The following is an 11,945-nucleotide window of genomic DNA, read 5'->3' on the forward strand; positions in this document are numbered from 1 at the left end:
ACACGTCGGCACCGTACGTCCTATAACAACGTTGTCACGTTGATGACGAGCGTCAACGCCCATCCGTGGCACGGGCATTGACCTTGCTCCGAGCACGCCCTTACGTTCACCGGGCAGCCCCGCGTTGCACCCCTGCGCTGTAGGAGGTCGTGCCCGTGCGTCCCACCACCACCCCGCTGCTCCTCACCGCCACCGCCCTGCTGGCCGCCGGCACCCTCACCGCGTGCGGCGGCGGCTCGGGCGACGATCCCGACACCGTGAGGATCTCCTTCAAACAGTCCACGGACAACAAGATCCGGGTCATGGACACCTATCTCGAAGGCGTCAAGAAGCAGTTCGAGAAGGCGAACCCCGGCAAGAAGGTGAAGCTGGTGCCGATCAAGGCACCGGACTCCGAGTACTACACCAAGCTCCAGCAGATGATGCGCTCCCCGAAGACCGCACCCGACCTGGTCTACGAGGACACGTTCCTCATCAACTCGGACATCACCAGCGGCTATCTGAAACCGCTCGACACCTACCTGGACAAATGGAAGGACTGGGACCAGTTCATCGGCACGGCCAAGACGGCGGCGAAGGCGGCCGACGGCAAGACGTACGGCGTGCCGGATGGGACGGACACCCGCGGCCTCTGGTACAGCAAGGAGATCTTCGAGAAGGCCGGCCTGCCCGCGAACTGGCAGCCGAAGACCTGGGACGACGTCCTCGACGCGGCCCGCACCGTCAAGAAGAAGGCCCCCGGGGTCATCCCCCTCAACGTCTACACGGGCAAGCCCGCCGGTGAGGCGTCCTCCATGCAGGGCTTCCAGATGCTCGCGTACGGCACGGGCAAGGACCCCCTCTACGACCCGAAGTCGAAGAAGTGGGTCACGGGCAGCAAGGGCTTCAAGGACTCCCTGCGGTTCGTGGAGACCGTCTACAAGGAGAAGCTCGGACCCGACGTCTCGGACGCGCTCGACCCCAACTTCCCCACCCGCGTACGCGGTGAGCTGCTGCCCGAGGGAAAGCTGGCGATCGCCCTCGACGGCTCGTGGCTGCCGCAGGACTGGGGGAAGGGCGCGGGGCACGAGTGGCCCGAGTGGTCGAAGAAGCTGGGCCTCGCGGCCATGCCGACGCAGCACGGCCAGGCGCCCGGCAAGGTCAGCATGTCCGGCGGCTGGACCTGGTCGATCCCGGCCAAGGCGAGCAACCCCGACCTGGCCTTCAAGTTCATCGAGACGATGCAGACGAAGACCAACGCCAAGAAGTGGTACATCGCCAACTCCGGCATCGCGGTCCGTGAGGACGTCGCCGCCGACCCCTCGTACGTGAAGGCACAGCCCGGCATCAAGTTCTTCACCGACCTGGTCGCCACGACGCACTACCGGCCCGCGTACCCCGCGTACCCGAAGGTCTCCACGGCGATCCAGGAGGCGATGGAGTCGGTGACGACGGGCGACGCGTCGGTGGAGGAGGCGGCGAGCGGCTACGACGAGGAGGTCGACTCGGCGACGGACGGGGAGGTCATCGGCAAGTAGGGCGAGGGGTACGCCCGTACGTCGGCGCCGGTTGCCGATTGCCGGTCACCGATTGCCGGTCACCGGTTGCCGCTTGTCGGTCGCCGGTCGCCGGTTGCCGGTCACCGGTTGCCGATTGCCGGTCGCCGGTCACCGATTGCCGGTCGCCGGTTGCCGCTTGTCGATCGCAGCTACCGGGGCTACCGGGGCTACCGGGGCTACCGGGGCTACCGGGGCTACCGGGGTTACCGGAGTGTGCGTCTGCGCCAGGACCGCCGCTACCAGAGAGTGAGTGCCGTACGTGACCACCGCATCCCCCGCCCCCGCGGGCCCCGCGGGCCCCGGCGGCGTCGCCAAGACGGCGCCGGGTCCGGACGCCCCGCCGCCGCACGCCCGCCGCACAGGCGCCCGCGCCCGCGCCCGCGCCCGCAGAGGCCTGCTCAGGGCCCTGCCCGTCTCCCCCGCCGTCATCCTCCTCGCGCTCTTCCTCGCCGGCCCGATCGGCTACTGCGCGTACATCGCCTTCACCGACCTCCAGCTCACCGGCCAGGCCGAGTCGAGCTTCGTGGGGTTCGACAACTTCCGCGAGGCGTTCGGCGACGAGCGGTTCCTCAACGCGGTCTGGCTCACCCTCGTCTTCACGGTCCTCTCCTCGATCATCGGCCAGAACACCCTGGGCCTGGCCCTCGCCACCCTCATGCAGCGCGCGTCCAAGCCGGTCCGCACGCTCACCGGCGCGATCGTCGTCACGGCGTGGGTCCTGCCGGAGGTCGTCGCCGGGTTCCTCCTCTACGCCTTCTTCCGCCGCGAGGGCACCCTGAACGCCGTCCTCGACTTCCTCCATCTCCCGTCCCAGAACTGGCTGTTCACCCTGCCGATCCTGGCGGTGTCGTTCGCCAACGTATGGCGGGGCACGGCGTTCTCGATGCTCGTCTACTCCGCCGCCCTCAACGAGATCCCCAAGGAGATCACCGAGGCGGCGGAGGTCGACGGCGCGAGCGGATGGCGCCGCATGTGGCACATCACGCTGCCGATGATCCGCCGCTCCATCGGCACGAACCTCATGCTCAACACCCTCCAGACGCTCTCCGTCTTCGGCCTGATCTGGGTGATGACGCGCGGCGGCCCCGGAAACGACAGCCAGACCCTGCCGCTCTTCATGTACGAGCAGGCCTTCCAGAAGAGCATGATCGGCTACGGCACGGCGGTGGCCCTGCTCCTCCTCCTGGTCGGCTCGCTCTTCTCCGTCGTCTATATGCGCCTGCTGCGTACGGAGGTCTGAGTGCCCGTCAAAAGCCTTTCCAAGGGACCTGGTTCACGCCGCACGAAGCACCGCCTCGCCGCCGACGCGGGCCTCCTGTTCGTGGCCGCGGCGTTCGTCCTCCCCCTCGCCTGGGTGGTCCTCTCCTCCTTCGACCCGAAGGCGGACCTCAGGGTGCGTCTCCCCGACAGCCTCACCCTGGACAACTACGACCAGGTCCTCACCCCCGAGATCACCTTCACCCCACTCCTCAACAGCCTGCTGCTCTGCGGCGGCGGCACCCTGCTCACGGTCGTCTGCGCGGCTCTGGCGGCGTATCCGCTCTCCCGCTACAAGTCCCGCCTCAACCGGCCCTTCATGCTGACGATCCTCTTCGCGACGAGCCTGCCGATCACAGCGATCATGGTCCCGGTGTACGCGCTGTTCGTGCAGGTCGACCTGATCGACACGATGCAGGGCACGATCTTCTTCTTCGCCGCGTCCCAACTGCCCTTCGCCATCTGGCTGATGAAGAACTTCATGGACGGCGTCCCGAAGGAACTGGAGGAGGCGGCGTGGACGGACGGCGCATCGTCCTTCCAGTCCCTGCTCCGGATCGTCCTCCCCCTGATGGGCCCCGGCGTGGCCGTGGTGACCGTCTTCTCCTTCGTCATGATGTGGGGCAACTTCTTCGTCCCCTTCATGCTCCTGCTCACCCCGGAACAGCTGCCGGCGTCGGTCAGCATCAACGACTTCTTCGGCAACAAGGGGACGGTGGTCTACGGCCAGCTGGCCGCGTTCTCGATCCTCTACTCGACGCCGGTGATCCTGTTGTACGTCCTGGTCTCGCGGAAGCTGGGGGGCGGGTTCGCGCTGGGCGGGGCGGTGAAGGGCTGAGCGCTGCCACTTCCGGGCCGGGCGAACACAGAACTGTGACGTGAATTCGGACCGATACGTCCCGCCCGCCCCATTCATGCCCACACATCTCCCTGGTATTCGGCCCCGGCACCGCACTAGCGTGCTGAACCCGCGCCATGCCCCCCACCAGCCAGGAGCCGACAGTGACCCGCCCCCTCCGCCTCGCGACGGCCGCGCTCACCGCGTCCGCAGCCCTGCTCTTGACGGCCTGCGGCAGCGACGACAAGTCCTCCGGGAACGACGACAAGATCGCGGGAGCGGAGCAGGGAGACGCAAAGAAGTCGCCCCCGCCGAGCGAGCCCGCGAAGACAGTGGCGGACCGCCCGAAGATCGAGCTGCCGTCGGACCTGACGTACAAGTTCGAGTGGTCCAAGACGGGCGACGAGGACAAGGACGCGGTCCTGGCCGACAGGGAGCAGGCGATCAAGTCCATCGACATGGCCATCGCCGAGCACGATCCCGCGCACAAGGCCATGCGCTTCTACTACGAAGGCGACGCCGCGGCCAACGCGCAGAAGTACATCCAGGCCTACGTGAAGGCGGACGCGCGCACCACCGGCGCCTACCGCTACTACGCACCGACCGTCACCGCGGACGGCGGCACGGCGGCCCTCACCTACTGCGAGGACCAGAGCAAGGTCTACGACAAGTACCTGAAGAAGAACAAGGTCGACAAGGGACCCGCCACGAAGAACAGCTACGTGCTGTACGCGGCGAAGCTGACCCGGAACGACGGGGGCGTCTGGGTCACGACGGAACTGAACGCGACTCGGGGGAGCGACAAATGCCAGCCATGAGGAAGAGGTCACTCGCGCTGATGGCGGGAGCGGCCATGACCGGAGTGGCACTGTCCACCACACCGGCCATGGCCGAGAAGGGGATCGGCGGGGGAACCGAGGCACCGCCGGTCGTATCGGGCGACCAGCAGGACGGCTCGCTGACGGCCACCGCCGGCGGCATCAGCTACGACGACTCCAAGAACGGCTCCGGACCCAGGTCCGGAACGATCGCACCGACGGGCGACTACAGCCCGCCGCCCTGCTGGTACGGGCCGGCCTACACCCCCGCGCAGTTCAAGAAGGAGCGCGAGGCCGTCTGGGCGGTGGACTCCACGGGCGCCTCCTGGGACCTCGAGCAGCGCAAGCGGTACGTCGAGGGCGAGCCGTACAAGAACTTCAACCTCGACAAGGCCGGCAAGGGCTACTGGTGGACGGGGTTCCCCAACGAGACCTACCCGCCCGGCTGGGACAAGTGCGACAAGCAGACCTTCTGGGTCGACGAGAACGAGCCGCCCCCCGCCGGTATCCCCACCATCGACGCGGAGATCCTGGCGAAGCTGGCGTACGCCAGGATCCGGGTACCCGGCACCAAGGTGTCCCTGGCCCCCGAGGGCGAGACGAAGGTGAACCTGCCCACCTGGGCGTGGCTGGACGGCGCCGAGTTCAAACCGGTGTCGGTGACGGCGAGAGTCGAGGTCCTCGGCATCGAGGCGACGACGACCGCCGAACCGATCTCCCTCAAGATCGACCCGGGCACGGCAGACGCCGAGACGTACCCCGCATCCGGTGTCTGCGAACTCGCGGGCGACAAGATCGGCACGCCGTACGCGAAGGGCAAGTCCAAGGAGACCCCACCCTGCGGCGTGAAGTACCTGCGCTCCTCGGGCGACGGCTCGTATCCCCTGAAGGCCACGGTCACCTGGAAGATCCGCTGGACAGGGACGGGCGTGGACGGCGAACAGACGCTGCCTGACGGCGAGTTCGGCGCGGAGCAGGACGTGGTCGTCCAGGAGATCCAGTCCATCAACCGCTGACACGCACGCATCCCCCACCAGGAGCCACCCCCGTGAACCGCCGCCTCAGCCGCGCCGCAGCCGCGCTCACGGTGTCCGCAGCCCTGCTGATGACGTCGTGCGGCAACGACGGCAACACCCCGAAGTACACGGCCAAGCCGAACTCACCGACCTCACCAAGCGCGCCGGGCAAGTCCGCGAGGACGGCGTCGGACCGTCCACGGCTCGAGCTGCCGTCGGACCTGACGTACGAGTTCGAGTGGTCCAGGACGGGCGACAAGGCCAAGGACGCGGTCCTGGCCGACACCGAGCAGTACCTGAAGGCCACCGACATGGCCATCGCCGAGCAGGACCCGCTGCACAGGGCGTACCGCTTCTACTCCGAGGGCGACGCGGCAGCCGGAAGTCAGAAGTTCGTACAGGAGTACGTCGACTACAAGGACCGGATCACGGGCAGCAAGCGCTATTTCAGGGCTCGGGTCGACGTCACGGGCGGCAGGCGGGCCAGCCTCATGTACTGCGAGGACCAGCGCAAGGCACACAACAAGAGCCTTGAGACGGGAAAGACCGCGAAGGCGGCTCCCCCGTCCCAAGACGACTTCGTGCTGTACAGCAGCCGTCTGCACCTGAACCAGCAGGGCGTGTGGGTCACCGCAAAGACCACGGCCGACCGCGGGAACACCGCATGCCGGCCATGAGGCCGGGATCGGCGCGGAGCAGGGGCCGCCGCGCCGGAGACCGCTGGACGAAGATCGGCGAGGTGAACGAGAAGTGCCCCCCGACCGGGCAGTAGCCCCGCACGCGCCATGGGGCGTCCCGGAACACCTGTTTGCCCGCTCGGTGTTCGGCCCGCTCGGCGGCATCGTGGAGATCGGCGCGGTCGCCGCTACCGGAACGTGGTCGCTGACGGACACGTCCGTAGGCGTACTCGCGGCGACGCACCGGGACGACGTGGCCCGCCTCCTCGAACTGATACGGGAGATCGGCGACTTCGGCGCACCAGCCATGGAGATCTTCGACGACCTCGGCCACCTGCGCGAGCACCCGGTGCACGTGTCCTCCCTCCTGCTCTGGTCCTCCGGATACGAGGACGTATCGCCCGAGCTCGAAGAACCCGCCGCGGTACGGAGGATGAGCCGCACGGGCGCGGACCTGCAACTCGCACAATTCCTCCAAGCACTCACCGAGGCGGTGATCGCGCGTGGACCGGACGCCTCGCGCGGGGCGGAGCTGATCGCCGAGGCGGTGCGGATCGCGGTGGGGCTGCTCGCCGGAGCACTCGACGACGATCCGGTCACCGCACCGAAGACCGCGTTCAGACTGTGGCGCGTCGCCTTCCTCAACGATCTCCTCCTCCCGGGCTCCCCGGCACACCCCGATGCCCGACGGCGCTTCAGGGAATACGGTCACGCGCTGGAAACGCTCCTCGCCCCATAGCTCCACCTTCACGCACACGGGCTCATTCGATAGCTTCGCTTGTGCGTGTGGATACAGGCGGTGCGGGTGAGGCGGAGGAAGTCAAATGGGGGGTCATAGGCCGACGGACTGGCATGTGCTGGACCTGGACAAGGATCCGACGCCAGGTGATCCGCACCGGGTGCGGTCGCTGGCGAAGAACCTGCACGACTTCGCCGACGACGTCAGCAAGGTGCTTCGCGACATCAAGGGGATGGCGGGGGAGGACGCGATCCTTCAGTGGGCGGGCAAGACGGCGGACGCGTTCACGGAGAAGTTCGAGGACGCCCCGGACAAGCTGAAGAAGCTCAAGAAGTCCTACGAGATGGCGGGCGACGCGCTGTCCGCGTACTGGCCCGAACTGGAACGCGCCCAGACCCTCGCCGACAAGGCCCTGGTCAAGGGCCGCGAGGCACAGGCGGATCTGTCCTCCGCCAAGTCCCGTCTCTCCTCGGCCGACTCCTGGGTGGAGAGGGCGGGCAAGGAGGCCGACAAGTACAAGGACGACAAGGGCTCCGGCGGTTCCAAGAGCAAGGACGTCCCCAAGCCGGACGAGGACAAGGTGCGGGCCGCCACCCGCAACGCCCACTCGGCCGAGAAGGCGCAGAAGTCCGCGCAGGGCGATGTCGATGCCGCCAAGAGCGCCCTGGACGCGGCGAAGAAGATGGCCGAGGACGCCCGCAAGATGCGGGAGGAGGCCGCCGGCACCGCGAAGCGGAAGATCGACGAGGCCTCCGACGCGGGCATCCAGAACCGCAAGTGGTGGGAGGAGATCGGTGACTGGGTCACCGACAACTGGGACGCCATCGTCGCCGTCTGCAAGGTCGTCGTCGCCGTCGTGGGTGTGATCGCGATCATCATCGGCGGTCCCATCCTCGCCGCGATCGTCATCGTCGCCGGAGCCATCGTCCTCGCCGACACCCTCAACAAATACGCGAAGGGCCAGGCGGGCCTGATGGATGTGGCCTTCGCGGCACTGGACTGCGTACCGGGCATGAAGGGACTCACCACCGCCGCGAAACTCGGAAAGGGCCTGAAGGGCCTCAAGGGCGGGCTCAAGGGCTTCAAGTCGGCCCGCACCGCCCTGAAGGACGGCGCGAAAGGCGCGTACAACCGGGTCAAGAGCGTCGTGCGGTCCAAGGGCAGCGATCCGGTGGACATGGCCACCGGTCAAATGTTTCTCATCCAAACCGACATCGAACTACCGGGTTCCCTGCCTCTGAGCTTCACTCGTCGCGTTGCCTCCGGCTACCGATGCGGCGGATGGTTCGGCCCCACTTGGTCCTCCACGATCGACCAACGACTGGAGATCGACGACCAAGGCATCGTCTTGGTCACCGAGGACGGCATGCTCCTCGCCTACCCGCACCCTCAGACACCGGACAACCCAGTCATGTCCGATTCAGGCCCCCGGTGGCCACTGATCCGGCTGGCCGACGGCGGCTACCAGGTCACCGACCCGGCCTCCGGTCTCCGGCGCGTATTTTCTCCACCTGACGGTGAAGTCGCCCTCCTGTCACGGATAGCCGACCGCAACGACAGCACCATCGACTTTGAGTACGACTCTCAGGGCGCCCCAATATCCATTCGCCATTCCGGCGGATATGTTCTGAAGTTCGCCGTTGACCAGGACCGCGTTACGGGCCTTCACCTCGGCGGAGGCGACGCCGACGTCATCATCAAGACCTACGGGTACACCGACGGCATCCTGACTTCTGTCACCAATGCCGGCGGGCACTCTCTGTCATTTTCCTGCGACGATCGCATGCGGATCACCTCATGGATCGACAGCAATGACCGGAAATACACTTACAACTACGACGATCAGGACCGTTGCGTCTCCGAAGGCGGTGAAGCAGGCCACCTCGCCATCACTCTCGATTACGACGGCACAGACCCGGACTGGCCCGGCTCAAGCATCGTCACGCTGACGACCGCCGAAGGCGCCGTATCTCGTTTCGTGGTCAACGACTCCTGCCAGGTCATAGCTGAGATCGACCCGCTCGGCGGCACTGTTAGGACCGTGTATGACGAGCATCATCAGATTCTGTCGCTGACGGACGAAGTCGACTGCACCACACGGTTCACGAACAACGAACTGGGTCAGCCCGTCAGAATTACATCGGCCGACGGCTCAGTGTTCCAATATGAGTACGACGCAATGGGGAATCCAACGGCAGGCCTGCTCCCCGACGGCTCACGATGGACTCGCGCATACGACGAGCGGGGCAACTGCACTGCCGTCACGGACACATCCGGGGCCACGTACCTCTACACATACGATGCATCAGGCCATCTCGATTCCATCACGGATCCTCTGGGACGGACGACGGCGGTGGAATGTGACTCCGTCGGCCTCCCCTATCGCTCAACGAACCCACTCGGAGGCGTACAGCTCTGGGAACGCGATGCGGCGGGAAACCTGGTCAGTCACACTGATCCGCTGGGGCACTCGACGCTGTGCACGTGGACACCTGAAGGACTACTCGCCAGCCGCACCGCCCCGGACGGTGCAACGGAAACATGGGAGTACGACGGAGAAGGAAACTGCGTCAGGCACGTCGACCCGGCCGGCGCCACGACTGTCTTCGAGTACGGCCACTTCGACCTGCTGACATCCCGCCTCAACCCCGACGGTGGTCGATACTCCTTCGAGCACGACCCCTCCTTGAGGCTCACCCGGATCAGTAACCCGCAGGGGCTCGAGTGGTGTTACACATACGACCGAGCCGGACGTTTGATCCGGGAATCCGACTTCGACGACCGCACTCTCACCTATACGCACGACCCAGCCGGCCGAGTGACCTCGCGTACCGATTCACTCGGGCACACCATTCGCTACACGTACGACGCACTGGGGCGGATCTCATGGAAGGATGCCAACGGCCGGGTCACTGAGTTCACTTACGACGAAAGCGGTGAACTCGCACGCGTCATCGGAAGCGAATCCGAGATCACGTTCCGGCGTGACCGCGCGGGACGCGTCATCGAGGAAAGAGTTGACGGCCGTTCCCTCAACAACGAATACAACGCCCTGGGACAGCGCATACGTCGAACCACACCATCAGGGGCCGTCACCACCCAGGCGTACGACGCCGCGGGCAACCAAATCGAGTTGACTACGTCCGGCCATGCCATCCGGTTCGACCGCGACAAGGCAGGCCAAGAAATCTGCCGCCATATCGACGGCTACGCGCAGTTGGCGAACCGGTTCGATGAGGTGGGCCGTCTCACTTCACAGCATCTGGCGACACCCGACCGGCCAAGTGAAGCGCTCCATACGTACACGTATCGGCCCGGTGGTGATCTGGTCCGGCTCCACGACCGATCTCATGGCACACGCTCCTTCGAGTTGGATGCGATGGGCCGCGTCAGAACCGTGTGCGCACGGAATTGGACGGAGTACTACGACTATGATCCGGCGGGCAACCAGACGGCTGCCGACTGGACGGGCGCCCATCCGGACCTTTCGGCAGCGGGAAGCCGGGAGTACACGGGTACACGCATCACGCGAGCAGGGAAGACGCGTTACGAATATGACGCCTTGGGCCGTGTGCTGCTGCGACAAGTCACTCGCCTGTCCCGCAAACCTGACACATGGCGGTACGAATGGGATGCCGAGGATCGTCTGATCGGCACAGTGACACCCGACGGCGCCTGCTGGCGATACCGCTACGATCCCCTGGGGCGCCGCACCGCCAAGCAGCGGTTGGCCACAGACGGCGTCACCGTCCTGGAGGAGACCACATTCGTCTGGGACGGTTCCTTTCTCTGCGAGCAGACCACTCGTCACCACCAACGCCCACAGTTGGTGAGCCTGACATGGAACCACGACGGCCTCCACCCCGTAGCCCAGACTGAACGCATCACCGCAGTCGGTACACCACAGCAGGAAATAGATTCTCGTTTTTTCGCGATCGTCACGAATGTGGCCGGAATGCCGAATGAACTGCTGGCCGAAGATGGCTGCGTCGCCTGGCAGGCTCGGTTCACACTCTGGGGCAAGCTGGCCTGGGGAGTCGGTTCCACGGCCTTTATTCCGCTACGATTTCCCGGCCAGTACGACGACCTCGAAACAGGATTCCACTACAACTACTTCCGGCACTATGACCCTGCTACGGCCCGCTATATATCTCCGGACCCGTTGGGCATCTCGCCGGCCCCGAACCCGGTCACCTACGTGACGAACCCACATCGGTGGACCGACCCCCTCGGCCTTTCCCCCTACGCCGCTGTCGACACGAACCCGATGATCGATGCCCTCAATGGGTCCAGGACCGCAGACGTGGATGCCGCTCTGGCCGGACGTTCACCAGTACTGTCACCGCAGGCTCATCGCGAGCTGATCGAAGGGGGCCACGACCCACAGGCCATCAGCAAGTGGCTATCGGATCGTGGAGGCCGCATGGGGCCAGAATCCACACCGGAGGGCGTAGCGGACATCCAGGGCAGACTGAAGGCAATGTGGAAGGGGAAATCGTTCAACCCCATGATCAAGGACGATGACGCTTCCGTCCTGCATTCAGCAGCGCAGGAAGGCCTCCCGCTCATCACGAACGACAAGAAGTTCTATCAGAATGCGGAAAGACTCGGATACACGACTGAACGGTACTGAGTCAGCACACCAAAGGAATACCATCATGCGCGATATCAACGGCACCCCCGACGTGGACCTTGAAGAGATCATGGAGATGTGCGCGGCGGCCACACCCGGCCCCTGGTACGTCAGGAATCTGGACGACGATCACGCGATGAACCTCGTTGCGGTCAGCACGGTGGAGGACACCGGGGGCGGAGAACGATGGCCCGCCTTCGACGAGGGCGAGATGATCGCTGCGACGCTCGTGCAGAGCCCCCGGTATGTTGACTGCGCGGACAGCCGGTGGGACGAGAATGCGGCGTTCATCGCCATGGCCCGAGAAGCGGTCCCCCGACTTGTGGAAGAGGTCAAGCACCTCCGCAAACTGCTGTCCGACGCCCAGAAATGAACCGTACGGGCCCCACCCCGAAGCCCGTACCTTCCCACCAATCCGCAACCTCGTAG

At 65.7% G+C, this 11,945-nt stretch carries 9 protein-coding genes; all 9 read left to right on the plus strand.

The annotated features are described in order from the left end of the window. Nucleotides 1-149 precede the first annotated feature (149 nt). The 9 genes from AB0N81_RS39670 to AB0N81_RS39710 all read left to right on the plus strand — a co-directional run bounded on the left by AB0N81_RS39670 (nucleotide 150) and on the right by AB0N81_RS39710 (nucleotide 11,889). On the plus strand, nucleotides 150-1,517 hold the full coding sequence (locus AB0N81_RS39670) for an extracellular solute-binding protein (RefSeq protein ID WP_365367388.1): 1,368 nt from the start codon (nucleotides 150-152) through the stop codon (nucleotides 1,515-1,517). A gap of 415 nt (nucleotides 1,518-1,932) precedes the next feature. Continuing rightward, a complete protein-coding gene (locus AB0N81_RS39675; RefSeq protein ID WP_365367446.1) occupies nucleotides 1,933-2,778 on the plus strand; it encodes a sugar ABC transporter permease in 846 nt (281 codons plus the stop codon). Then, nucleotides 2,779-3,633 (plus strand): carbohydrate ABC transporter permease, encoded by an 855-nt coding sequence (locus tag AB0N81_RS39680; protein ID WP_365367390.1) that lies wholly within the window; start codon nucleotides 2,779-2,781, stop codon nucleotides 3,631-3,633. Nucleotides 3,634-3,797: 164 nt separating this feature from the next. Beyond that, entirely contained in the window at nucleotides 3,798-4,451 is a 654-nt protein-coding gene (locus AB0N81_RS39685) for a hypothetical protein (RefSeq protein WP_365367392.1), read from the plus strand. After that, a complete protein-coding gene (locus tag AB0N81_RS39690; protein ID WP_365367394.1) occupies nucleotides 4,439-5,467 on the plus strand; it encodes a hypothetical protein in 1,029 nt (342 codons plus the stop codon). Before AB0N81_RS39685 ends, AB0N81_RS39690 begins: the two co-directional genes overlap by 13 nt. Before the next feature lie 32 nt (nucleotides 5,468-5,499). Further along, the gene (locus AB0N81_RS39695) at nucleotides 5,500-6,144 is read left to right on the plus strand and encodes a hypothetical protein (protein ID WP_365367396.1); all 645 of its coding nucleotides are present in this window, start codon (nucleotides 5,500-5,502) and stop codon (nucleotides 6,142-6,144) included. 73 nt (nucleotides 6,145-6,217) lie between these two features. Then, nucleotides 6,218-6,883, plus strand: coding sequence for a hypothetical protein (locus AB0N81_RS39700; RefSeq protein WP_365367398.1), 666 nt, complete (start codon nucleotides 6,218-6,220; stop codon nucleotides 6,881-6,883). A 115-nt stretch (nucleotides 6,884-6,998) separates the two neighbouring features. After that, a complete protein-coding gene (locus AB0N81_RS39705) occupies nucleotides 6,999-11,516 on the plus strand; it encodes a DUF6531 domain-containing protein (RefSeq protein ID WP_365367400.1) in 4,518 nt (1,505 codons plus the stop codon). Nucleotides 11,517-11,541: 25 nt separating this feature from the next. After that, entirely contained in the window at nucleotides 11,542-11,889 is a 348-nt protein-coding gene (locus AB0N81_RS39710) for a hypothetical protein (RefSeq protein WP_365367402.1), read from the plus strand. Nucleotides 11,890-11,945 lie beyond the last annotated feature (56 nt).

This window comes from Streptomyces sp. NPDC093510, from assembly GCF_040683555.1.
In the GTDB taxonomy this organism is placed as follows: Bacteria; Actinomycetota; Actinomycetes; order Streptomycetales; family Streptomycetaceae; genus Streptomyces.

Bases quoted from the DNA above. Each gene is read 5' to 3' on its own strand.
- AB0N81_RS39690 (WP_365367394.1), top strand. From the start codon at position 4,439: ATGCCAGCCATGAGGAAGAGGTCACTCGCGCTGATGGCGGGAGCGGCC.
- AB0N81_RS39710 (WP_365367402.1), top strand. From the start codon at position 11,542: ATGCGCGATATCAACGGCACCCCCGACGTGGACCTTGAAGAGATCATG.